This is a genomic window from Enterobacter sp. Y17 (assembly GCF_019730495.1).
GTDB classification, from domain to species: domain Bacteria; phylum Pseudomonadota; class Gammaproteobacteria; order Enterobacterales; family Enterobacteriaceae; genus Enterobacter; species Enterobacter asburiae_B.
This window is the reverse complement of the sequence record NZ_JAASKP010000001.1, coordinates 2,552,093-2,575,986: the sequence shown is the minus strand read 5'-3', so window position 1 is coordinate 2,575,986 and position 23,894 is coordinate 2,552,093. Positions and strand designations below refer to the sequence as shown.

Genomic DNA, 23,894 nt, shown 5'->3' with positions numbered 1-23,894 from the left:
GATGACCAAAGCGCTTGATTTTACATCCGGTTACGCTTCACGCCGCCCGCCAATGATGGGCCGTAACGCCGTCGCCACGTCGCAACCGCTGGCGGCGCAGGCGGGAATGAAAATGCTGCAGCTGGGCGGCAACGCCGTGGATGCGGCCATTGCCACCGCGATGGCGCTGACGGTGGTTGAGCCGACCGGCAACGGGATCGGCAGCGACGCCTTTGCCATCGTCTGGGACGGCGAAAAGCTGCACGGCCTCAACGCGTCCGGTCGTTCGCCTGCGAGCTGGCATGCGGATCTGTTTGCCGGTAAAACCGCGGTGCCGGAAATTGGCTGGGACGCGGTGACCGTGCCGGGTGCGGTATCCGGCTGGGTCGCGCTGGCGGAACGCTTCGGCACGCTGCCGCTGACCACCCTGGCGCAGCCAGCCATTGACTACGCGCGCAACGGTTTCCCTGTCTCCCCGCTGATTGGCCATCTCTGGCAGCGCGGCTATAGCAAGCTGAAAGATCAGCCGGGCTTCAGCGCCTGCTTCGCGCCGGAAGGCCGCGCCCCGCGCGTGGGTGAAATCTTCCGTAACCCGGCGCAGGCGAACTCGCTGGAGCTGATTGCCCGCACCAACGGTGAAGCCTTTTACCGCGGCGAGCTGGCGCAGAAAATTGCCGCTTTCGCCAAAGAACACGGCGCGCACCTGACGGCTGAAGATCTGGCAAACCATCGTGTGGACTGGGTAGAGCTGCTATCGCGCGACTTCGCGGGCGGTTCGGTGCAGGAATTGCCGCCAAACGGCCAGGGGATCGCCACGCTGATTGCGCTCGGCATTCTGGAGCAGTGCGGCATTGAGAAGCATCATCCGGATTCCGTGCAGTCCCTGCACCTGTCCATTGAGGCGATGAAGCTGGCGCTGGCGGATCTCGACCGCTACGTGGCGGATGAAGACCATATGGCGTTCGCGGCGCAAGAGCTGCTGAGCGACCATTATCTGAAGTCGCGCGCGGCGCTTATCAATCACGAGCACGCCTCTGATTTCGTTTACGGTTCCCCGACGCAGAGCGGCACGGTCTACATCAGCACCGCCGACGCCAGCGGGATGATGGTTTCGTTTATTCAGTCCAACTACATGGGCTTCGGTTCAGGCATTGTGGTGCCGGATACGGGGATTAGCCTGCAAAACCGGGGCTGCGGGTTTGTGCTGGATCCCAATCACCCGAACGCGCTGGCGGGCAGCAAGCGACCGTTCCACACCATCATTCCGGGCTTTGCGATGGACGGCAGCGGCCAGCCGCTGATGTCTTTAGGCGTGATGGGTGGCCCGATGCAGGCGCAGGGGCACATGCAGATGGCGCTGCGCATTATGCTGCACGGGCAAAACCCACAGGCGGCAATCGATGCCCCGCGCTGGCGCGTGGTGCAGGGCAGGGAGGTGATCGTTGAATCGACCTTCGATCGCAATACCATCGCCGCGCTGCGCGAACGCGGGCATCAGATCGTGGTGGAAGATCCGCTTCAGGATTACAACTTCGGCGGGGCGCAGGTGATTTATCGCCTGCCGGAAGGACACTACGTGGCCGCGACGGAAAGCCGCAAAGACGGGCAGGCGCTGGTGAGTTAATGTTTTATCCTCCCTCTCCCGTTGGGAGAGGGGCGGGGTGAGGGGACAATTTCAGCCAATGCTAAACGGATCCGCATCCTGCCAGGCCGGAAACTTCTCGCGATACTCCTGCAGCGCCGTCAACGACAGCTCGGCATCAATGCGCGTCGCCTGATGCGGCTCGGCGGTGGCAATGATCTCGCCCTGCGGATTTACCACCCGGCTGTCGCCGCGGTAGTGATGCCCGTTGCCGTCGGTTCCCACGCGGTTACAGCCCACCACGTACGCCTGGTTCTCAATCGCGCGCGCTACCAGCAGCGACTGCCAGTGGAGGGAGCGCGGTGCAGGCCAGTTGGCAACATACAGCGCCAGGTCGTAATCGTTGCGGTTGCGCGACCACACCGGGAAGCGCAGGTCGTAGCAGACCAGCGGCAAAATACGCCAGCCGCGCCACTCGAACACCACGCGCTCGTGACCCGCTTCATAGTGATGATGCTCATCCGCCATGCGGAACAGGTGGCGTTTATCGTAAAAATGCACTTTCCCTTCCGGCTCCACCAGCAGGAAGCGGTTCACCGGCCCGCGATCCGTTTGCAGGGCGGCGCTCCCGGCGATCAGCGCGTTGGTCTGCTGCGCTTTGGCATGCATCCAGGCCACCACCTCATCCTGCGGCATTGACTGTTGTGCCGCTTCCATGGCGAAGCCGGTCGTGAACATCTCCGGCAGGACAATCACATCGCGCCCGGTAATCTCTTCCAGTTGACGATCAAAGTGGCGCAGGTTGGCGGGGCCATCCATCCACACTAAAGGTTGCTGCAAAATAGAAATCTTCAAACCAGGCACGATACAGACTCCTCAAAAGACCGCTTTTTGACACTGTAGCACGTCATTACGAGAAAATGTGGCAATAAAAAACCCCGCGAGAGGCGGGGTTTGTATAAGCGAAACGCGTTACGCCGCTTCAGGTTTGCGGTGCTTCTCCGGGAGCTTTACCGGCTGCGTCGCCAGCTCGTCCGGTTCGAAATCATCCACGTTAATACTGCGCAGACGGCTTTCTTCGGCTTTCACCAGCAGAGCGGCTTCATCTTTATTGATAATGCCGCCGGCCAGCGCCTGTTTTGCCAGTTCGTCCAGACGGGTAAACGGCAGGTTTTTGCCCAGCTGTTTACAGATTTTCTGGTGAATCGGATCGGCAGCCATCACGTCCAGCAGCGCCTCTTCCAGCAGACCCACCGGGTTATGCGGCGTCGGCGTCAGATACTGACCACGACCGATACGGGAGCGGGTTGCGCTCGGTACCTGCAGGATCTTTGCCACCTTGTGGTCCAGCTTGTCGGACGGCGCAAGGTGGTGACGTCCGGTCGGGAAGATCACCGCGCGCAGAGCGCCCGCCACGAAGCGGTTCGGGAAGTTCGCCAGCAGGTCGTCAATCGCCTGTTCAGCCTGATACATCGCATCCTGAACGCCCCAGTGCACCAGCGGCAGATCCGCTTCCTGACGGCCTTCGTCGTCGTAACGCTTCAGGACCGCAGAGGCCAGGAAGATCTGGCTCAGCACATCTCCCAGACGGGCAGAGATACGCTCGCGACGCTTCAGGCTTCCGCCCAGCACCGCCATGGAGACGTCAGACAGCAGAGCCAGGTTGGCGCTCAGACGGTTCAGATGCTGGTAGTAACGTTTGGTCGCATCGCCGGTCGGCGTCGCGCTGGTAAGACCGCGCGTCAGGCCCAGCCAGAAGCTGCGCACCTTGTTGCTGCCCACGTGACCGATATGTTTGAACAGCAGCTTATCGAAGGCATCCACGTCGTTGTTCTGCGCGGCAGCCATCTCTTCCAGCACGTACGGATGGCAGCGAATTGCGCCCTGACCGAAGATCATCATGCTGCGGGTCAGGATGTTTGCCCCTTCCACGGTGATGGCAATCGGTGCGCCCTGATAGCCGCGCGCCAGGAAGTTGCCTTCGCCGAGCATAATGCCTTTACCGCCTGCGATATCCATCGCGTCAATGATCGACTGCTGCGCGCGGTGGGTACAGTGGTACTTCACAATCGCGGACAGCACGGCCGGTTTTTCGCCCAGCATAATGCCGTAGGTAATCAGAGAAGCAGCGGCATCCATCACGTAGGCGTTGCCCGCGATACGCGCCAGCGGCTCTTCGATACCTTCCATCTTGCCGATGGAGATTTTGAACTGACGGCGGATGTGGGCGTAAGCGCCAATCCCCATCGCGACCGACTTCAGACCGCCGGTTGAGTTCGACGGCAGGGTAATGCCGCGGCCCACAGACAGACATTCCACCAGCATGCGCCAGCCCTGACCGGCCATTTTCGGACCGCCGATGATGTAGTCAATCGGCACAAAGATGTCCTGACCGCGGGTCGGACCGTTCTGGAACGGCACGTTCAGCGGGAAGTGACGGCGACCAATTTCAACGCCTGGGGTAGAGGTTGGGATCAGCGCACAGGTAATGCCCAGATCTTCTTCACCGCCCAGCAGTTTTTCCGGGTCAGAGAGCTTAAAGGCCAGACCCAGCACGGTGGCGATTGGCGCCAGGGTGATATAACGCTTGTTCCAGGTCAGGCGCATGCCCAGCACCTGCTCGCCCTGCCACTCGCCCATGCAGACCACGCCGGTATCCGGGATCGCGCCTGCATCGGAACCCGCTTCCGGGCTGGTCAGCGCGAAGCAAGGGATTTCCTGACCGCGTGCCAGACGCGGCAGGTAGTGATCTTTCTGCTCTTCCGTACCGTAATGCTGCAGCAGTTCGCCCGGGCCTAAGGAGTTAGGCACGCCAACGGTAATCGCCAGGATCCCGGAGACGCCAGCCAGCTTTTGCAGGACGCGAGCCTGAGCGTAAGCGGAGAATTCCAGGCCGCCATACTCTTTCTTGATGATCATCGCGAAGAAGCGATGCTCTTTCAGATACGCCCACAGCTCCGGCGGCAGGTCGGCCATTTCATGGGTGATGGCAAAGTCGTTTGCCATGCGGCACGCTTCTTCCACCGGGCCGTCAATAAAGGCCTGCTCTTCAGCGGTCAGACGCGGCTGCGGATAGTTATGCAGCTTTTTCCAGTCCGGGTTGCCCTGGAACAGATCGCCTTCCCACCAGGTGGTGCCCGCGTCAATCGCTTCTTTTTCAGTACGCGACATGGGCGGCATCACTTTGCGAAAGCCCTTGAACACCGGCGCAGAGATCATTGATTTACGCATCGGGGCCAGGTTAAACGGCAGAAGAATGATGGCAAGAGGGACTAAAAGCCAAATATTCCAGAGACCTGCGACGCCAAGCGCAGCCGTCCAGGCCAGAAGAATCAGGCTGCTCAGGAATAAACTTACGCGGTGATAGAACAACACACCGAGCAGAACAACGGTTGCGAGAATGCTCAAAATCATCATAAAGAAAAGCTCCCTTGCTTGTAGGAGGTCTGACCACTTGTGATGATATGGTTGTAGTTGATGTTATTTCCTTTAGCAATGTGTTTACAAAATAATTACAACCTGGTTCACATTGTTCGCGTTTTAGCCGGCACAAAAAATCAAAACGCCGAACGATTCGCATGGCTTTAGCTTCTCGCTTTTCCCGCTATCCGGTACACTCCACTGTGTTATTTCATCAATACTGAAGGATTATCCTCATGTACCAGGATCTTATTCGTAACGAACTGAACGAAGCGGCGGAAACGCTGGCGAACTTTCTGAAAGATGATGCCAATATTCACGCTATTCAGCGCGCAGCGGTCCTGCTGGCCGACAGCTTCAAAGCCGGTGGCAAAGTGCTTTCCTGCGGTAACGGCGGCTCCCACTGTGACGCTATGCACTTCGCAGAAGAGCTGACCGGACGCTATCGCGAAAACCGCCCGGGCTACCCGGCGATTGCGATTTCAGACGTAAGCCACATCTCCTGCGTAGGCAACGACTTCGGTTACGACCACATCTTCTCCCGCTACGTTGAAGCGGTAGGCCGTGAAGGCGACGTGCTGCTGGGGATCTCTACCTCTGGTAACTCCGGCAACGTGATCAAAGCGATCGCCGCCGCGCGTGAAAAAGGGATGAAGGTCATCACCCTGACCGGTAAAGATGGCGGTAAGATGGACGGTACAGCGGATGTCGAAATTCGCGTTCCGCACTTCGGTTATGCTGACCGTATTCAGGAAATTCACATCAAAGTGATCCACATCCTGATCCAGCTGATCGAAAAAGAGATGGTTAAGTAAGACTTCGCTGGGGGGCTCCGGTGCCCCCCGCTGTTGTGGAGGTGTTGTTATGTGCGAACTGCTCGGGATGAGCGCCAATGTGCCAACCGATATCTGTTTTAGCTTCACCGGGCTGGTTCAGCGCGGTGGAGGAACCGGGCCGCATAAAGACGGCTGGGGCATCACCTTTTACGAAGGCAAAGGGTGTCGCACGTTCAAAGATCCACAGCCCAGCTTTAACTCACCGATTGCCAAACTGGTGCAGGACTATCCCATCAAGTCCCGCTCGGTGATCGCCCACATCCGTCAGGCTAACCGTGGCGAAGTAGCGCTGGAAAATACCCATCCGTTTACCCGCGAGCTGTGGGGCCGTAACTGGACCTATGCACACAACGGGCAGCTCACGGGCTATAAGTCGCTGGAGACGGGCAATTTCCGCCCGGTCGGCGAGACGGACAGCGAAAAAGCCTTCTGCTGGCTGCTGCACAAGCTGACGGAGCGCTATCCCCGCACGCCCGGCAACATGACTGCCGTGTTCAAATACATCGCGACGCTGGCATCTGAACTGCGTGAAAAAGGCGTGTTCAACATGCTGCTCTCTGATGGCCGCTATGTGATGGCGTTCTGCTCGACGAATCTGTTCTGGATCACCCGCCGTGCGCCGTTTGGCGTTGCGACGCTGCTCGATCAGGATGTGGAGATAGACTTTCAGAAGGAGACCACACCGAACGATGTGGTCACTGTTATCGCAACGCAGCCGCTGACGGGCAACGAAACCTGGCAAAAGATTATGCCAGGCGAGTGGGTGCTATTTTGTCTCGGGGACCGTGTAATTTGACGCCAGCTGTGGATGGACGACTTCGTGGCTCAGCGGTTTGCTGACCACGTAACGGCCATCGACGATAGAGACCACAGGTGGCTTGTGGGTCTGCTCAAAGTAGTCGTAACCCGGCTTCAGCTGTTTCCAGAAATCCGCGTAGTATGAGTACTTGTGACGCGTCATGTTGGCGTCCGTCATGCGGAACGGATAGATGCTGACCTGTACGTTAGGCTGCCCAAAGACCAGCGCGCCCGTCACGAACTGGAAAATCTCATCAATGCCGGAGTCGGTCATCGCATAACAGCCGATAGACACGCAGGCGCCGTGGATCATCAGATATTTACCTTCATAACCGTGTGCACGGTCATAGGCATTCGGGAAGCCGATATTAATGGCTTTATAGAAGCGGCTGTCAGGCTTGAGCTGGCTGCGCTGAACGTTGTAGAACCCTTCCGGACTTTTGAAGTCGCCCTGACGCTGTTTTGGCCCCAGTCCGCCGGAGTAGTTACAAATTTTGTAACTATCAAGCAGCTGATATGTCTCGCCCATTTTGACAAACAGATCGAGAGTGCGCTCTTCCTTGAAGATCTGAATATAAACCGGCGATCCCATTAACTGCTGTTTATATTCCTTGCTGACCGGCGTCGTTGAGCTATTACTGCTGAGCAGTCCGGCAAACGACATGCACGGCATCAGAAGCATCGCAATGAACAATGCGATTTTACGCATACTACTAGTTCCTTGATAAAACCATGACCAACTTGCCAGGACGGCAAAAGAGACCCGAAATCAGATTATTCTGTTAGGAGCGCTCACATTAGCACCGCTATAGATTTTCGCAAGAGCCGGGCAGTGAGTTTACAAATTAGTTTTACTTTATAAACCATCAAAATTGCGATGGCTCCAGGAACTTTGCGCATTAGCTCGCAATTTGGCGCGCGTGACGGCGGATTCCCTGCCCGCGTGAAGGGGAAAATGTTACACTTTGCGCCCACTGGATTGTTGTTCATGGAAACCTGCTAACCACATGTTTAAAATTAAAAAAGGACTTGATCTGCCGATTGCAGGCGTGCCAGCGCAGCACGTTTCGACAGGCGCAAGTGTCCGTCATGTCGCCATTTTGGGCGAAGACTACCTGGGTATGCGTCCTTCAATGCTGGTACAGGAGGGCGATCGCGTTATCAAAGGACAGCCGCTCTTTGAGGACAAAAAAAATCCCGGCGTGATGTTCACGGCCCCCGCGAGCGGCACCGTTGTGGCCATCAACCGTGGCGAACGGCGCGTTCTGCAGTCGGTGGTTATCCGCATTGAGGGCGATGAAAAGCGTGAATTTGCCCATTACGATATAGCAGAACTCGCGTCGCTGAACCGCGACGCCGTTCAGGATCAGCTCCTGGCATCCGGTTTATGGACCGCGCTTCGTACGCGCCCCTTCAGCAAATCCCCTGTTCCGGGCACGGAACCGGCCGCGATTTTCGTCACGGCCATCGACACCAACCCGCTCAGCGTGGATCCGGAACCGATTATCCTGGCGCAGCGAAAAGCTTTTGATGCTGGTCTAACCGTTTTAACCCGCCTCACATCCGGAAAAGTGCACGTTTGCCAGGCCGGCGGCGGCAAGCCTGGCGGGCATCCGCAGGGGCAGGTCACGTTTAATGAATTTTCTGGCCCGCATCCGGCGGGGCTGGTCGGGACGCACATCCATTTCCTTGAGCCGGTGAGCCTGACGAAACAGGTCTGGCACCTTAACTATCAGGACGTCATCGCCATCGGTAAGCTCTTTACTACGGGTGAACTCTGCGCTGAACGGATAATCGCCATCGGCGGACCGCAGGCTGCAAATCCGCGCCTGGTGAAGACGCTGCTGGGTGCTGACATCAATGAACTGCTGGTGGGGGAAACGAAAGAGGGCGAAAACCGCCTGATTTCCGGCTCGGTCCTCAGCGGCCGCCATGCGGCCAATGCGCACGCGTACCTGGGACGCTTCCATTTGCAGGTCAGCATTGTGCAGGAAGGGCGTGAGAAAGAGCTGTTTGGCTGGGTTCTGCCAGGCGCAGAAAAATACTCCGTCACCCGAACCACGTTGGGCCACTTCCTGCGTAATAAGCTGTTTAGCTTCTCAACCAGCACGCACGGCGGCGAGCGCGCCATGGTCCCGATTGGCAATTACGAACGCGTCATGCCGCTGGATATTCTGCCCACCGTGCTGCTGCGCGATCTGCTTGCTGGCGATACCGACGGCGCGCAGGCGCTGGGCTGTCTGGAGCTTGACGAGGAAGATCTGGCGCTCTGTACCTATGTCTGTCCGGGCAAATACGAATATGGACCGGTATTGCGCGAGGTGTTAACCCGCATTGAGCAGGAAGGATAACCGATGGGCTTAAAACACCTCTTTGAAAAAATTGAGCCGCACTTTACCGAAGGAAAGCTCAAAAAGTACTACCCGCTGTATGAAGCAACGACGACCATTTTCTACACGCCGGGGCTGGTGACGAAAGGGGCGGCGCACGTTCGCGATGCTATCGACCTGAAGCGCATGATGATCCTGGTGTGGTTTGCGGTCTTCCCGGCGATGTTCTGGGGAATGTACAACGTCGGCCTGCAGACCATTCCGGCGCTGCACCACATGTACGATGCACAGCAGCTGGCGCAGGTGATCCAGTCCGACTGGCACTACCGTCTGGCCCAGTCGTTAGGGGTAAGCTTCGCTGCAGACGCGGGCTGGCTGAGCATGATGACGCTGGGTGCCGTGTTCTTCCTGCCGATTTACATCACGGTATTTGTCGTGGGCGGCTTCTGGGAAGTGCTGTTTGCCATCATCCGTAAACATGAGATCAACGAAGGCTTCTTCGTGACCTCTATTCTGTTTGCCCTGATTGTTCCCCCGACGCTACCGCTCTGGCAGGCGGCGCTTGGCATCAGCTTCGGCGTGGTGATTGCCAAAGAGATCTTCGGCGGCACCGGGCGGAACTTCCTCAACCCGGCGCTGGCGGGACGCGCGTTTCTATTCTTTGCTTATCCGGCGCAAATCTCGGGCGACCTCGTGTGGACGGCGGCAGACGGTTTTTCCGGCGCAACGCCGCTTTCACAGTGGGCGGCACACGGCGGCGAAACGCTGGTTAACAACGCGACGGGTCAGCCAGTCACTTGGTTTGATGCCTTTATTGGCAACATTCCGGGCTCCATCGGAGAAGTCTCTACGCTGATGATTTTGCTTGGCGGCGCGATCATTCTTTTTGGTCGCGTGGCCTCCTGGCGGATCGTTGCGGGCGTGATGATCGGCATGGTGCTGACCGCCACCCTGTTCAACGTTATCGGTTCGACCACCAATCCGATGTTCTCCATGCCGTGGTACTGGCATCTGGTGCTGGGTGGCTTCGCGTTCGGCATGATGTTCATGGCGACGGACCCCGTCTCTGCCTCGTTTACAGACAAAGGTAAATGGAGCTATGGCGTGCTCATTGGCGCGATGTGCGTTCTGATCCGCGTGGTCAACCCGGCGTATCCGGAAGGGATGATGTTGGCCATTCTGTTTGCCAACCTGTTTGCACCGCTCTTCGATTACCTGGTGGTGCGGGCCAACATTAAGCGGAGGAAGGCGCGTGGCTGAGGTTAAAAATAACGACAGCATCAGCAAAACGCTGCTGGTGGTGCTGGTGCTCTGTCTGGTCTGTTCTATTGTCGTAGCCGGTTCTGCCGTGGGGTTAAAACCCCTGCAGCAGGAGCAACGTGCGCTGGATAAACAGCGCAACATCCTGGCCGTCGCCGGGCTGATGCAGGAAGGAATGAGCGCGGACGACGTTTCGGCCGTCTTTGCTGAACGTATTTCGGCGCGTCTGGTGGATTTAAAAACGGGTGAACTGCTGGATAAAGACCCGGCAAAATTCAACCAGGCGCTGGCGCTTAAAGATCCGCAGATGAGCCTGACGCTGGAGGCATCGCAAGATCCCGCCGGGATTAAGCGTCGCAGCAACCTGGCCGAAATCTATCTGGTTCGCGATCCCCAAAAACGCATTCAGGAAGTGGTACTGCCTGTTTACGGTAACGGTCTGTGGTCAATGATGTACGCGTTTGTGGCCCTTGATACCGATGGGCGCACGGTCAAAGGCATTACGTATTACGACCAGGGTGAAACGCCGGGGCTGGGTGGCGAAGTTGAAAACCCTAACTGGCGGGCACAGTTTGTCGGCAAAAAAGTGCTCGACGATAACGGCCTGCCTGCGCTGAAGGTGATGAAAGGGGCGGCACGTCCCGGTGACGACTACGCCGTTGACGGGCTTTCCGGCGCCACGCTCACCTCAAAAGGCGTGCAGCACAGTTTTGATTTCTGGATGGGCGAGCTGGGCTTTGGTCCTTTCCTGAAAAACGTACGTGAAGGAGCGCTGAACAATGGCTGATACCGGTGAACTGAAAGAAGTTAAAAAGGTGCTCGTTGGCCCACTGTTAGCCAATAACCCGATCACGCTCCAGGTGCTGGGTGTCTGTTCGGCTCTGGCTGTGACGACCAAGCTGGAAACGGCGGTTGTGATGACGCTGGCGGTCACGCTGGTCACGGCGTTCTCCAGCATGTTTATCTCGATGATCCGCCACCATATCCCCAACAGCGTGAGGATCATCGTACAGATGGCGATCATCGCCTCGCTGGTGATCGTGGTCGATCAGCTGCTGCGCGCCTTCGCCTATGAAACCTCCAAACAGCTCTCGGTGTTTGTCGGGCTGATTATCACCAACTGTATCGTCATGGGGCGTGCGGAAGCCTACGCCATGAAAATGCCGCCGCTGGCGAGCTTTATGGACGGCATCGGCAACGGCCTGGGCTACGGCGTGATCCTGCTGACCGTGGGGTTCCTGCGCGAGCTGATTGGCAGCGGCAAGCTGTTTGGCATCACGGTGCTGGACACGGTGCAGAACGGCGGCTGGTATCTGCCAAACGGCCTGTTCCTGCTGGCCCCTAGCGCATTTTTCATTATCGGTTTGTTGATCTGGCTGATTCGTACGCTGAAGCCAGAACAGCAGGAAAAGGAGTAACCGACGATGGCTCATTACCTGAGTTTGTTTGTGCGGGCGGTGTTTGTTGAAAACATGGCGCTCGCGTTTTTCCTCGGCATGTGTACGTTCCTTGCGGTTTCCAAAAAAGTGTCGACGGCATTTGGTCTCGGTATCGCGGTCACCGTGGTGCTCGGCTTATCTGTACCGATCAACAATCTGGTGTACAACTTTGTGCTGCGGGACGGCGCGCTGGTGGAAGGGGTTGATCTCAGCTTCCTGAACTTCATCACCTTTATCGGGGTGATCGCGGCGCTGGTGCAAATCCTCGAGATGATCCTCGATAAGTATTTCCCGTCGCTCTACAACGCGCTGGGGATCTTCCTGCCGCTGATCGCGGTGAACTGCGCCATCTTCGGTGGCGTCTCGTTTATGGTTCAGCGTGATTACAACTTCAGCGAATCCGTGGTGTACGGTTTTGGTTCCGGCATCGGCTGGATGCTGGCGATTGTCACCATGGCGGGGATCCGCGAGAAAATGAAATATGCCAACGTGCCTGCGGGTCTGCGTGGCCTGGGGATCACCTTTATCACCACCGGGCTGATGGCGCTGGGCTTTATGTCCTTCTCCGGTGTGCAGCTATAAGGGCAAACAGATGGAAATTATCCTTGGCGTGGTGATGTTCACGCTGATTGTACTGGTGCTGTCAGGGCTTATTCTGGCGGCGCGCGCGAAGCTGGTGAATTCCGGCGACGTGGTCATTGATATTAACGACGAGCCGCAGAATCAGATCCGCACGCCGGCCGGAGACAAGCTGCTCAACACGCTCTCCGGTAACGGCATTTTTGTCTCCTCAGCCTGCGGCGGCGGCGGTTCCTGCGGGCAGTGCCGCGTGACGGTAAAAGAGGGCGGCGGCGATATTCTGCCAACCGAACTGGCGCATATCACAAAGCGTGAGGCAAAAGAGGGCTGTCGTCTGGCCTGCCAGGTCGCGGTACGCCAGAACATGAAGATTGAGCTGCCGGAAGAGATCTTCGGCGTCAAAAAATGGGAGTGCGAGGTTATCTCTAATGATAACAAAGCCACCTTTATAAAAGAGCTGAAGCTGCGGGTGCCGGAAGGCGAGCATGTCCCGTTCCGCGCCGGAGGCTACATTCAGATCGAGTGCCCGGAGCACGCTGTGGCCTATGCGGACTTTGACGTTCCGCATGAGTACCGCGCCGACTGGGACAAATTCAATCTCTTCCGCTTTGTATCTGAGGTGAAAGAGCCGACGCTGCGCGCCTACTCAATGGCCAACTATCCGGAAGAGAAGGGCATTATCATGCTCAACGTGCGTATCGCCACGCCGCCACCGAATGTGCCGGATGCACCGCCGGGCGTCATGTCGTCATACATCTGGTCGCTGAAGCCTGGCGATAAGGTGACGATCTCCGGCCCGTTCGGGGAGTTCTTCGCGAAAGATACCGATGCGGAAATGGTCTTTATCGGCGGCGGTGCCGGTATGGCCCCGATGCGCTCGCACATCTTTGACCAGCTCAAGCGGCTGGGTAGCCAGCGTAAGATCAGCTTCTGGTACGGGGCGCGCTCGCTGCGCGAGATGTTCTATGAAGATGAGTTTGAACAGCTGGCGCGTGAAAACCCGAACTTCACCTTCCATGTGGCGCTTTCCGATCCGCAGCCGGAAGATAACTGGACGGGCTATACGGGGTTCATCCACAACGTGCTGTATGAAAACTACCTTAAACAGCACCCGGCGCCTGAGGACTGCGAGTTCTATATGTGTGGTCCGCCGATGATGAACGCCGCCGTGATTAAGATGCTGAAAGATCTCGGTGTCGAAGATGAGAACATCTTGCTCGATGACTTTGGAGGCTGATGATGCTGACGTTTCTGGCAACCTTTGTGGTGTTTGTGCTTGTCATCTTCGGCATGTCGTTAGGCTGGATCGTTAAGCGGAAAAGCATTCAGGGCAGCTGCGGCGGTATTTCCTCTATTGGGATGGAAAAGGTTTGCGACTGCCCGGAACCGTGCGATGCGCGGAAGAAAAGGATGGCCCGCGAGCAGCAGCGCATTATTTAATTTTTTGCAGGCCGGGTAAGGCAAAGCCGCCACCCGGCGTTCTCACATCTTCTTCTCAACCCTCATTTGTTTACTGTATACTTATCCAGTGATGAGTGAGGGCTTACTATGCGCAAAATAATCCATGTCGATATGGACTGCTTTTTTGCCGCAGTGGAGATGCGTGACAACCCGGCGCTGCGGGATATTCCCATCGCCATTGGCGGCAGCCGCGTTCAGCGTGGTGTCATCAGCACCGCCAACTATCCTGCGCGCAAATTTGGCGTGCGCAGCGCGATGCCGACGGCGATGGCCTTAAAGCTTTGCCCTCATCTCACGCTTCTGCCCGGCCGGTTTGAAGCCTATAAAGAGGCTTCCCTCCATATTCGGGAAATCTTCTCCCGCTATACCTCTCTGATAGAGCCGCTGTCGCTGGACGAAGCCTATCTGGATGTGACCGACAGCGTGCACTGCCACGGCTCCGCCACGCTGATGGCGCAGGAGATCCGCCAGACGATTTTCAACGAGCTGAATCTGACGGCATCGGCGGGCGTCGCGCCCGTTAAATTCCTCGCCAAAATTGCCTCCGATTTAAATAAGCCCAACGGTCAATACGTCATCACGCCTGACGAGGTGCCGGCGTTTTTGAAAACGCTGCCGCTCGGCAAAATCCCCGGCGTGGGAAAAGTCTCCGCCGCAAAGCTGGAAAGCATGGGGCTACGGACCTGCGAAGACGTGCAGCGAAGCGATCTCGCCATGCTGCTCAAGCGCTTTGGAAAGTTTGGCCGCGTGCTGTGGGAGCGCAGCCAGGGGATTGACGATCGCGATGTGAACAGCGAGCGGCTACGTAAATCCGTCGGCGTTGAGCGCACCCTCATTGAAGATATTCATGACTGGTCCGAATGCGAAACCATTATCACGGAACAGCTTTACCCGGAGCTGGAACGACGCTTAAGCAAGGTGAAGCCGGATCTGCTCATCGCCCGTCAGGGCATCAAGCTTAAATTCAACGACTTCCAGCAGACAACGCAGGAACACGTCTGGCCGCGTCTGAATAAAGACGATCTTATCGCGACGGCGAAAAAGGCATGGGAAGAGCGCCGGGGCGGGCGAGGGGTGAGGCTGGTGGGATTACACGTTACGCTGCTGGATCCGCAGCTAGAGCGCCAGCTGGTTCTGGGATTGTAAAAAAGCCCGGTGGCGCTACGCTTACCGGGCCTACGTTTTTCACCCTCTCCCTTTGGGAGAGGGCTGGGGTGAGGGTATTACTTAACTGGGATCGCTTTCAGCAGTTCAGTCAGCAGCGTCCAGTAGTGACCGACGCTTTCGATATGAACCTGCTCATCCGGCGAGTGCGGACCGGTAATGGTTGGCCCGATGGACACCATGTCCATGTCCGGATACGGTTTCTTGAACAGACCACATTCCAGACCGGCGTGGATCACCTGAATGTTCGGCGTGCTGTTGAACAGACGCTGATAGGTTTCACGCACCAGCGCCATCACCGGAGAACTTGCATCCGGCTGCCAGCCCGGGTAGCTGCCTTTTGCAGACGTTTTTGCGCCCGCCAGCGTGCCCAGAGATTCCAGCATGCTCACCACGTACTCTTTACCGCTGTCGATAAGGGAGCGGATCAGGCAGATGATTTCCGCGCTGTCGTCGCTCATGGTCACCACGCCCACGTTCAGTGAGGTTTCCACCACGCCTTTCGCCACGTCAGAGTTGCGGATCACGCCGTTTGGCGTCGCGTTCAGCAGCTGAACGAAGGTGTCACGAGACTGCGCGGTCAGCGCGGCTTTATCTGTAGAAACAGATTCCAGCACCACGGTCAGGTTTTTCTCTTTCGCCGACAGTTCGTTCTTCAGGATATCCAGGTATACGGTGGAGAGTTTTTTCAGCTCGTCCGCTTTTGCCGCTGGAACCGCTACGGTGGCGAACGCTTCGCGCGGGATCGCGTTACGCAGGGTACCGCCGTTGAAGTCCACCAGACGCAGATCCAGCTCGGCCGCATGGCCTGCCAGGAAGCGCGCCAGCAGCTTGTTGGCGTTACCCAGACCCAGGTGAATATCGCCGCCGGAGTGGCCGCCTTTCAGCCCTTTCAGCGTCAGCTTGAAGGTCTGGAAGCCAGCAGGAATCGCTTCGCGCGAGAGCGGCAGGGTAGAGATGAAATCAATCCCGCCCGCGCAGCCCATGTAGATCTCACCTTCTTCTTCAGAGTCGGTGTTGATCAGGATGTCCGCCTGCAGCCAGTTCGCCTGCAGACCGAACGCGCCGTCCATGCCCGCTTCTTCGGTCATGGTCAGCAGCACTTCCAGCGGACCGTGCTCAACGCTTTCGTCGGCCAGCACGGCCAGCGCAGAGGCCATACCGATGCCGTTATCCGCGCCCAGCGTGGTGCCGCGTGCTTTCACCCAGTCGCCGTCGATGTACGGTTGAATCGGGTCTTTGGTGAAGTCGTGAACGGTGTCGTTGTTCTTCTGTGGCACCATGTCCAGGTGCGCCTGCAGCACAACCGGTTTACGGTTTTCCATGCCTGCGGTAGCCGGTTTGCGGATCAGAATGTTGCCAACCTGGTCACGTTCAGCATGCAGACCTTTTTCCTTCGCCCAACCCATAATATGTTCGGCAAGCTGTTCTTCATGGTAGGAAGGGTGTGGAATGGAGCAGATTTTCGCAAAAATATCCCACAGCGGCTGCGGAGATAATTGAGACAGTTCAGACACGATAAGTCTCCTTGTCGAGGCGCTGCAAACAGGGTTGCAGGTCACAGGGTTAGCAGGTTAATAGTTACCACAAGTCAGGCTTGCGAGATGAAACTGAGAATACCACTTTCTCTGCTGGCTGGTAGCATAAAGCATGTAAAAACTCAGGCAGAGGGCGCTAAACACTGGTTTTTAGTGCGTCAGATCTCTATAATCTCGCGCAACCTATTTCCCCCTCGAACACTTTTTAAGCCGTATAAAAACAGGCTGGGACACTTCACATGAGCGAAAAATACGTCGTCACCTGGGACATGTTGCAGATTCACGCACGCAAACTGGCTGCGCGTCTGATGCCTTCCGAACAGTGGAAAGGCATTATTGCCGTCAGCCGTGGCGGTCTGGTACCGGGGGCGCTGCTGGCACGTGAGCTGGGTATTCGTCATGTCGATACCGTTTGCATCTCCAGCTATGACCATGACAACCAGCGCGAGCTGACCGTGCTGAAACGTGCGGAAGGCGACGGCGAAGGCTTCATCGTTATTGATGACCTGGTAGATACCGGTGGTACTGCGGTCGCTATCCGCGAAATGTATCCGAAAGCGCATTTCGTCACTATCTTCGCGAAGCCTGCTGGCCGCCCGCTGGTTGACGATTACGTGATTGATATCCCGCAGGACACCTGGATTGAACAGCCATGGGATATGGGCGTGGTCTTCGTACCGCCTATTTCAGGCCGTTAATACCAGTACGTAACTTTACACGCCCGACTATGTCGGGCGTTGTTCTTTTTGGCCTGCCACGCGTTACAATAGTCTCTATACGACGTATTCATGGAGGCAACGCAATGACGCAGGCGAATCTCACCGAGACTCTCTTCAAACCCCGTTTCAAACACCCTGAAACGTCGACGCTGGTGCGTCGCTTCAATCCGGGTACCCAGCCTGCCGTCCAGTCCGCGTTAGACGGAAAAAACGTGCCTCACTGGTATCGCATGATTAACCGCCTGATGTGGATCTGGCGCGGTATCGACCCCCGTGAAATCCTTGATGTGCAGGCACGTATCGTGATGAGTGAAGCCGAACGTACCGACAGCGAACTCTACGATACGGTGGTGGGCTACCGTGGCGGAAACTGGATCTACGAGTGGTCTAAACAGGCGATGCTCTGGCAGCAAAAAGCCAGCCAGGAAGAGGATGCCACGCGCAGCGGCAAGCACTGGCTACACGCCGCTAATCTTTACGGCATTGCCGCTTACCCCCATTTAAAAGGGGATGAACTGGCAGAGCAGGCTCAGGCGCTGGCGAATCGCGCCTATCAGGAGGCGGCTCAACGTCTACCGGGCCGGATGCGTGAACTTGAGTTCACCATTTCAGGGGGCGCGTCCGTGACCGGATTCCTGCATATGCCTGAAGGTGAAGGTCCGTTCCCGACCGTCCTCATGTGCGGCGGACTGGATTCGCTGCAAATTGATTATTACAGCCTGTATGAGCGTTACTTCGCACCAAAAGGGATCGCGATGCTGACGCTTGATATGCCTTCAATTGGTTTCTCATCCAAATGGAAACTGACTCAGGATTCCAGCCTGCTGCACCAGCATGCGCTAAAAGCGCTGGAAAACATTCCGTGGGTTGACCACACCCGCGTGGCGGCATTCGGCTTCCGTTTCGGCGCGAACGTCGCGGTGCGTCTGGCTTATCTTGAATCTTCTCGTCTGAAAGCTGTCGCCTGCCTCGGCCCGGTCGTACACGCTCTGCTCAGCGATCCTGCACGCCAGGGGAGCGTACCTGAAATGTACCTTGATGTGCTGGCCAGCCGTCTTGGCATGCATGATGCATCAGACGAAGCGCTGCGCGTTGAGCTCAATCGTTACTCGTTAAAAACGCAGGGGTTGCTGGGACGTCGCTGCCCAACGCCGATGCTGTCAGGGTTCTGGAAAAACGATCCGTTCAGCCCGGAAGAAGAGTCGCGATTAATCACTTCGTCATCTGCGGATGGCAAATTGCTTGAGGTGCCGTTCAGCCCGGTCTATCAGAATTTCGACAAATCACTGAAAGAGATTACGCGCTGGATCGCTAAGAGATTGTGTTAATAGATTGCTAAATTTCGCTGGTTTGGTAAAACAGTGGCTTCACAAAAGGAGATCGCAATGACGTTACCGAGTGGACACCCGAAAAGTAGACTGATTAAGAAGTTTATGGCTCTCGGCCCGTATATTCGAGAAGAGCAGTGTGAAGAGAATCGCTTTTTTTTCGACTGCCTGGCTGTATGCGTCAACGTGAAGCCTGCACCCGAAAAACGTGAATTCTGGGGCTGGTGGATGGAAATGGAAGCAGAGGAAAAACGCTTTACGTATAGCTACCAGTTTGGCCTGTTTAATAAAGACGGCAACTGGCAGGCCACCACTATTAAAGATCAGGAAGTGATTGACCGCCTGGAATATACGCTAAAAGAGTTTCACGATAAGGCACGCGCACTGCTGGCTACCCTGGATCTCAAGTTCGAACCTGCGGATGACTTTTCCAGCGAAGCGGTGAAGCTGACTGCCTGATGGTGTCACAGCGCCGGGTGGCGGCTTCGCCTTACTCGGCCTACAAATTCTCCCTCTCACCGTGGGAGAGGGCACCAGACCGCATTAATCCCGACAATAAAAAAACCGGCATCAAGCCGGTTTTTTTATTTCACATCATCAGAACTGGTAGGTCATACCTACAGCAACGATGTCATCGCTGCTCACGCCCAGTTTATTTTTGTCGTCAATCTGGTTGATTTTATAATCAACAAAGGTGGACATATTTTTGTTGAAGTAATAGGTCGCGCCAACGTCAATATATTTCACCAGATCTTCGTCGCCAATACCTTCGATATCTTTGCCTTTAGACTGGACATAGCCCAGGGACGGGCGCAGACCAAAGTCGAACTGATATTGTGCGACAACTTCAAAGTTCTGCGCTTTATTTGCAAAGCCGCCGGAAATTGGCGTCATATTGCGGGTTTCAGAATACATTGCAGCCAGATAAATATCGTTCGCATCATATTTCAGACCGGTTGCCCAGGCTTCTGCTTTCTGACCCTGGCCACGTGCCAGCAGGTTCTGAGCATTGGTGCGGTCAGAGTTGGTGTAGGCGCCGCTGACGGCGAAATCGCTGCCGCCGAAGTCATAGGTCAGAGAGGTACCAAAACCGTCACCGTTCTGTTTTTTGGCGTCACGGTTTTCGTTTTTGCCCTGGTACTGCAGCGTCATGTCCAGACCGTCAACCGCGCCGAAGAAATCGGTGTTACGGTAGGTGGCCAGGCCGGTAGCACGCTTGGTCATGAAGTTATCGGTCTGCGCGGAAGAGTCGCCGCCGAACTCAGGGAACATATCGGTCCATGCTTCGACGTCATACAGGGCGCCCAGGTTACGACCATAATCCAGTGAACCAAAGTTTTTCAGCTTCAGGCCCGCAAACGCCAGACGCGTTTTCTGAGTAGAGTCGCTCTCGGCTTTGTTACCTGCAAATTCAGATTCCCAACGGCCATAGCCCGTCAGCTGATCGTTAATCTGCGTTTCGCCTTTAAAACCGAAACGAACGTAAGTCTGATCGCCATCTTTGGTGGCATCATCACTGATGTAGTGCATGGCTTTCACTTTGCCGTACACGTCCAGTTTATTACCATCTTTATTATAAACTTCAGCTGCGTGAACGGATGCAGAAGCCACTACGCCCATAACCATTAATGCCAGAGTGCTCTTTTTCATTTTCGATCCTGTCTTATAAACGCGCTAAAAAATTCGCTGGACGATAAGCTCATGCTTAAGTCCCGTGAAAAAACAGGAAGGGTTTTATCGTTCTGGAATGAAACTTTTATGACAAACTAAGAATAATTTTAAAAAACTGTGATTTATTATTTCGGTAATAAAATTGTCAAAATTTCCCGCTAGGCTTCCTGATCCCGCGCAACAAAGTGTTTCGCGATGTGCTAAGGCAGTTGGCAACGGGGCTGACTCCTGTTAAAACGTTCGTTCGACATTACTTTCCCTTATCGTTGAACGGCAGAGAATCATGAGTGACAGCCAGACGCTGGTGGTAAAACTCGGTACCAGTGTTTTAACAGGCGGATCGCGCCGCCTAAATCGCGCCCACATTGTTGAGCTTGTACGTCAGTGCGCTCAGCTACATGCCGCAGGGCATCGTATTGTGATTGTGACCTCCGGGGCGATTGCCGCCGGGCGTGAACACCTGGGTTACCCCGAACTCCCCGCGACGATCGCTTCCAAACAGTTGCTGGCCGCCGTGGGGCAAAGCCGACTCATTCAACTCTGGGAACAGCTGTTCTCCATCTATGGTATTCACGTCGGGCAGATGCTGCTGACGCGTGCGGATATGGAAGACAGAGAGCGCTTCCTGAACGCCCGCGATACTCTGCGCGCGCTGCTGGACAACAACATTGTTCCGGTCATTAACGAGAACGATGCCGTTGCTACCGCTGAAATCAAAGTGGGTGATAACGATAACCTCTCGGCGCTGGCCGCGATTCTGGCCGGTGCCGATAAATTACTGCTTCTGACCGATCAGAAGGGGCTGTTCACCGCCGACCCGCGCTCGAATCCGGAAGCCGAGCTGATTACCGACGTTCAAGGCATCGACGATGCGCTGCGCGCTATCGCCGGTGACAGCGTTTCAGGCCTGGGAACGGGCGGTATGGGGACCAAGCTGCAGGCCGCTGACGTCGCATGCCGCGCCGGTATCGACACCATCATTGCAGCGGGCAGCCGCCCCGGCGTGATTGGCGACGTAATGGAAGGCATCTCCGTCGGCACCCGCTTCCACGCCCAGGAATCCCCGCTGGAAAACCGCAAGCGCTGGATATTTGGCGCGCCTCCTGCTGGCGAACTCGTTGTCGATGAAGGGGCAACCGCCGCGATTCTGGAACGAGGAAGTTCATTGCTTCCTAAAGGAATTAAAAGCGTGACAGGCAACTTCTCCCGTGGTGAAGTGATCCGTATCCGTAACCTCGAAGGTCGCGACATCGCCCACGGCGTAAGCCGTTACAACAGCGACGCGCTGCGCCGCATCGCGGGTCACCACTCGCAGCAGATCGACGCCATTCTGGGCTATGAATATGGCCCGGTTGCCGTGCATCGCGATGACATGATTATTCGTTAAGGAGCCAGAACATGCTGGAACAAATGGGCGCTGCCGCGAAGGCTGCCTCTTACAAACTGGCGCTCCTTTCCAGCCGCGAGAAAAACCGCGTGCTGGAAAAAATCGCTGATTATCTGGAATCCCAGTCTCAGGAAATTTTGCTCGCCAACGAGCAGGATCTGCTGGAAGCGCATCGCAACGGCTTGAGCGAAGCGATGCTCGACCGTCTGGCGCTGAACCCGGCACGCCTGAAAGGCATCGCCGACGATGTGCGTCAGGTCTGCAATCTGGCCGACCCGGTAGGGCAGGTGATCGACGGCGGGCTGCTCGACAGTGGTTTACGCCTGGAGCGCCGCCGCGTGCCGCTCGGCGTCATCGGCGTTATTTATGAAGCCCGTCCAAACGTGACGGTGGATGTCGCCTCCCTGTGCCTGAAAACCGGTAACGCCGCTATTCTGCGCGGTGGGAAAGAGACCTGGCGTACCAACGCCGCGACGGTGAAAGTCATTCAGCAGGCGCTGGAAGAGTGTGGCTTACCGGCGGGGGCCGTACAGGCGATCGAGAGCCCAGACCGCGCGCTGGTCAACGAAATGCTGCGCATGGACAAATACATCGACATGCTGATCCCACGCGGTGGCGCGGGCCTGCACAAGCTGTGCCGCGAGCAGTCAACGATTCCGGTGATCACCGGCGGTATCGGCGTGTGCCATATCGTGGTGGATGACAGCGCGGAGATTGAACCGGCGCTGAAGATTATCGTTAACGCGAAAACCCAGCGTCCAAGCACCTGTAACACCGTAGAAACGCTGCTGGTGCATCAGGATATAGCGAACAGCTTCCTGCCGGCCCTGAGCAAACAGATGGCAGAGAGCGGCGTGACGCTGCATGCTGACGCCAGCGCGCTCGCACTGCTTCAGGATGGCCCGGCTAACGTTGTTCCCGTAAAAGCGGAGCAGTACGACGACGAGTTCCTGTCACTGGATCTAAACGTGAAAATCGTTGCCGATCTCGACGACGCCATTGCGCACATTCGTGAACACGGCACGCAGCATTCTGACGCGATCCTGACGCGTACCCTGCGCAATGCCGATCGCTTCGTGAACGAAGTGGATTCTTCAGCAGTATATGTGAATGCCTCCACCCGCTTCACCGACGGCGGCCAGTTCGGCCTCGGCGCTGAGGTGGCGGTCAGCACGCAGAAACTGCACGCGCGCGGCCCGATGGGGCTGGAAGCGTTGACCACGTACAAGTGGATCGGCTTCGGTGACGATACGATTCGTGCGTAAATAATCACGGGTGATGCAAAAATAGCCGTTTGATTCAAAAGGGCATTGACGCATCACCCGGATAGATCTAACCTTTTGCCCCGTGGTTACGCTCGTAACCGGCCTCTCAGGGCCGATATAGCTCAGTTGGTAGAGCAGCGCATTCGTAATGCGAAGGTCGTAGGTTCGACTCCTATTATCGGCACCATTCTAACGTCTCCCAAGGTTTACTAAAGTTCACTGAAACCCCTTATGCATTGAGCTTTATAGCCCCTTTTAGTATTCCAGCATCGACTAAAGTTTCCTGAAATCTACAGTCTTTTTGGGGACTTATGTTTAGATTTGCTGTTCGGTCTAAAGAAGGTACCCCCAGGTGAAACTAAACGCCCGGCAGGTATACGCCGCCAAGCCTAAAGATAAGCCTTACAAGCTGACTGATGGTGGCTGGTATCTATCTCCTGATCAAATCTGATGGAGGCAAATTCTGGCGGCTCAAATATCGTGTATTGGAGCATGATGGCAGGAAAAGCTGCCGGCTGATGTTGATGCTGGCCGGCGGATAGAGGCAGCTGCCGCTGAGCTGGATTTTGATGTTCAGCACGAACCCGAAGAGCAACTAATGATTCTCTTCCGGCCGGATTAAGAAACCCACAACTTCTATGGCAAAGACCGTGCAGCAGGCGCTTTACGGTTTCTTCGTACTGAGCTGGCCTACGTTGCCACAATGCACCCCGATACGCCGGATGACAGGAACAAAACTCGCTCTGCCTGCTGGACGGCGAAAAACTGTAAACCCCCCAGCCCCTCAAACTTGACACTTTTTCGCGAGAAACTGGGAAAAGTGTCAACCCAACCTAACGGATCCTGACGCCTACGAACAGCAGCTACAGCAGAACTGTAAAGGGCTGGCGTTGAGATTTGTTGAGCCTTGGCTGTTAGCTTTTGTTAATCCTGATGCGAAGCAGGGCAGGTGTCAGCCTGCTATGGTTTGTTATGCCTTACTAGGGAAAACTAGGGGTAAAGTGCCAACCGCTACCGCTTTAGAAAACTTCAGGTACACGAACTCGGGAAGGGGAGGTGTTAAGCACTCCCCCTTTGCAACTATCCTCGAGCTTCTTTCAGATCGCTGTTCTGGTTTGCCCGGACGCTGGCGTTCAGA

Annotated in this window: 21 protein-coding genes, 1 tRNA gene and 1 pseudogene; 18 read left to right on the top strand and 5 right to left on the bottom strand. The window is 56.2% G+C overall.

The annotated features are described in order from the left end of the window. Window position 1: 1 nt before the first annotated feature. On the top strand, window positions 2-1,603 hold the full coding sequence (locus tag HCH49_RS12165; protein WP_221702900.1) for a gamma-glutamyltransferase family protein: 1,602 nt from the start codon (window positions 2-4) through the stop codon (window positions 1,601-1,603). A gap of 51 nt (window positions 1,604-1,654) precedes the next feature. Here HCH49_RS12165 and HCH49_RS12160 read toward each other — a convergent pair whose 3' ends face one another. Next, the gene (locus HCH49_RS12160; protein WP_039263863.1) at window positions 1,655-2,425 is read right to left on the bottom strand and encodes an amidohydrolase; all 771 of its coding nucleotides are present in this window, start codon (window positions 2,423-2,425) and stop codon (window positions 1,655-1,657) included. Window positions 2,426-2,533: 108 nt separating this feature from the next. After that, window positions 2,534-4,978, bottom strand: coding sequence for an acyl-CoA dehydrogenase FadE (fadE, locus tag HCH49_RS12155; protein WP_029739697.1), 2,445 nt, complete (start codon window positions 4,976-4,978; stop codon window positions 2,534-2,536). Window positions 4,979-5,217: 239 nt separating this feature from the next. Between fadE and lpcA the strand changes: the two genes are divergently transcribed. Both lpcA and HCH49_RS12145 read left to right on the top strand, forming a co-directional pair. Continuing rightward, complete coding sequence (gene lpcA / locus HCH49_RS12150) at window positions 5,218-5,796, top strand: D-sedoheptulose 7-phosphate isomerase (protein WP_010427884.1); 579 nt, start codon at window positions 5,218-5,220, stop codon at window positions 5,794-5,796. A gap of 49 nt (window positions 5,797-5,845) precedes the next feature. Next, on the top strand, window positions 5,846-6,613 hold the full coding sequence (locus tag HCH49_RS12145; protein ID WP_023310496.1) for a class II glutamine amidotransferase: 768 nt from the start codon (window positions 5,846-5,848) through the stop codon (window positions 6,611-6,613). Here HCH49_RS12145 and dpaA read toward each other — a convergent pair. Further along, a complete protein-coding gene (gene dpaA / locus HCH49_RS12140) occupies window positions 6,584-7,324 on the bottom strand; it encodes a peptidoglycan meso-diaminopimelic acid protein amidase (protein WP_033144698.1) in 741 nt (246 codons plus the stop codon). The two genes, HCH49_RS12145 and dpaA, sit on opposite strands and share 30 nt — an antisense overlap. Before the next feature lie 298 nt (window positions 7,325-7,622). Between dpaA and HCH49_RS12135 the strand changes: the two genes are divergently transcribed. From HCH49_RS12135 to dinB, 8 genes are all read left to right on the top strand, one after another. Further along, window positions 7,623-8,966 carry a Na(+)-translocating NADH-quinone reductase subunit A gene (locus HCH49_RS12135; protein ID WP_221702741.1) on the top strand — a complete coding sequence of 448 codons (1,344 nt, stop codon included), beginning with the start codon at window positions 7,623-7,625 and terminating at the stop codon, window positions 8,964-8,966. A gap of 3 nt (window positions 8,967-8,969) precedes the next feature. Then, window positions 8,970-10,205, top strand: coding sequence for an NADH:ubiquinone reductase (Na(+)-transporting) subunit B (locus HCH49_RS12130; protein WP_029739701.1), 1,236 nt, complete (start codon window positions 8,970-8,972; stop codon window positions 10,203-10,205). Beyond that, window positions 10,198-10,992, top strand: coding sequence for a Na(+)-translocating NADH-quinone reductase subunit C (locus HCH49_RS12125; protein WP_033144700.1), 795 nt, complete (start codon window positions 10,198-10,200; stop codon window positions 10,990-10,992). Before HCH49_RS12130 ends, HCH49_RS12125 begins: the two co-directional genes overlap by 8 nt. Continuing rightward, complete coding sequence (locus HCH49_RS12120) at window positions 10,985-11,623, top strand: NADH:ubiquinone reductase (Na(+)-transporting) subunit D (protein WP_033144701.1); 639 nt, start codon at window positions 10,985-10,987, stop codon at window positions 11,621-11,623. The genes HCH49_RS12125 and HCH49_RS12120 overlap by 8 nt, the downstream gene beginning before the upstream one ends. Before the next feature lie 6 nt (window positions 11,624-11,629). Further along, window positions 11,630-12,226: an NADH:ubiquinone reductase (Na(+)-transporting) subunit E gene (nqrE, locus tag HCH49_RS12115; RefSeq protein WP_008500255.1), complete on the top strand. Its 597-nt coding sequence runs from the start codon at window positions 11,630-11,632 to the stop codon at window positions 12,224-12,226. 10 nt (window positions 12,227-12,236) lie between these two features. After that, window positions 12,237-13,460, top strand: coding sequence for an NADH:ubiquinone reductase (Na(+)-transporting) subunit F (gene nqrF / locus HCH49_RS12110; protein WP_023310501.1), 1,224 nt, complete (start codon window positions 12,237-12,239; stop codon window positions 13,458-13,460). Next, window positions 13,460-13,663 (top strand): (Na+)-NQR maturation NqrM, encoded by a 204-nt coding sequence (nqrM, locus tag HCH49_RS12105; RefSeq protein WP_023615899.1) that lies wholly within the window; start codon window positions 13,460-13,462, stop codon window positions 13,661-13,663. Before nqrF ends, nqrM begins: the two co-directional genes overlap by 1 nt. 108 nt (window positions 13,664-13,771) lie before the next feature. Next, the gene (gene dinB / locus HCH49_RS12100) at window positions 13,772-14,830 is read left to right on the top strand and encodes a DNA polymerase IV (protein ID WP_023334616.1); all 1,059 of its coding nucleotides are present in this window, start codon (window positions 13,772-13,774) and stop codon (window positions 14,828-14,830) included. Between the two features lie 77 nt (window positions 14,831-14,907). On the opposite strand, the gene pepD is transcribed toward dinB, so the two are convergent. Further along, a complete protein-coding gene (gene pepD / locus HCH49_RS12095) occupies window positions 14,908-16,365 on the bottom strand; it encodes a cytosol nonspecific dipeptidase (protein WP_221702740.1) in 1,458 nt (485 codons plus the stop codon). Between the two features lie 260 nt (window positions 16,366-16,625). Between pepD and gpt the strand changes: the two genes are divergently transcribed. The 3 genes from gpt (at window position 16,626) to crl (ending at window position 18,892) form a co-directional block, all read left to right on the top strand. Continuing rightward, complete coding sequence (gpt, locus tag HCH49_RS12090; RefSeq protein ID WP_010427903.1) at window positions 16,626-17,084, top strand: xanthine phosphoribosyltransferase; 459 nt, start codon at window positions 16,626-16,628, stop codon at window positions 17,082-17,084. Window positions 17,085-17,188: 104 nt separating this feature from the next. Continuing rightward, complete coding sequence (frsA, locus tag HCH49_RS12085) at window positions 17,189-18,433, top strand: esterase FrsA (protein ID WP_221702739.1); 1,245 nt, start codon at window positions 17,189-17,191, stop codon at window positions 18,431-18,433. A 57-nt stretch (window positions 18,434-18,490) separates the two neighbouring features. Further along, window positions 18,491-18,892: a sigma factor-binding protein Crl gene (gene crl / locus HCH49_RS12080; RefSeq protein WP_023310506.1), complete on the top strand. Its 402-nt coding sequence runs from the start codon at window positions 18,491-18,493 to the stop codon at window positions 18,890-18,892. Between the two features lie 138 nt (window positions 18,893-19,030). On the opposite strand, the gene phoE is transcribed toward crl, so the two are convergent. Further along, window positions 19,031-20,083, bottom strand: a complete 1,053-nt coding sequence (gene phoE / locus HCH49_RS12075; RefSeq protein ID WP_033144705.1) for a phosphoporin PhoE — start codon at window positions 20,081-20,083, stop codon at window positions 19,031-19,033. A 304-nt stretch (window positions 20,084-20,387) separates the two neighbouring features. Here phoE and proB point away from each other — a divergent pair, with 304 nt between their 5' ends. The 4 genes and pseudogenes from proB to HCH49_RS12055 form a co-directional block, all read left to right on the top strand. Then, on the top strand, window positions 20,388-21,491 hold the full coding sequence (gene proB, locus HCH49_RS12070; protein WP_221702738.1) for a glutamate 5-kinase: 1,104 nt from the start codon (window positions 20,388-20,390) through the stop codon (window positions 21,489-21,491). An 11-nt stretch (window positions 21,492-21,502) separates the two neighbouring features. Continuing rightward, window positions 21,503-22,756 (top strand): glutamate-5-semialdehyde dehydrogenase, encoded by a 1,254-nt coding sequence (gene proA, locus HCH49_RS12065; protein ID WP_069303699.1) that lies wholly within the window; start codon window positions 21,503-21,505, stop codon window positions 22,754-22,756. Between the two features lie 111 nt (window positions 22,757-22,867). Continuing rightward, window positions 22,868-22,943: transfer RNA gene (locus tag HCH49_RS12060), tRNA-Thr, on the top strand. A gap of 165 nt (window positions 22,944-23,108) precedes the next feature. Continuing rightward, window positions 23,109-23,241: pseudogene (locus HCH49_RS12055) on the top strand (integrase arm-type DNA-binding domain-containing protein); the annotation flags it as partial. Window positions 23,242-23,894 lie beyond the last annotated feature (653 nt).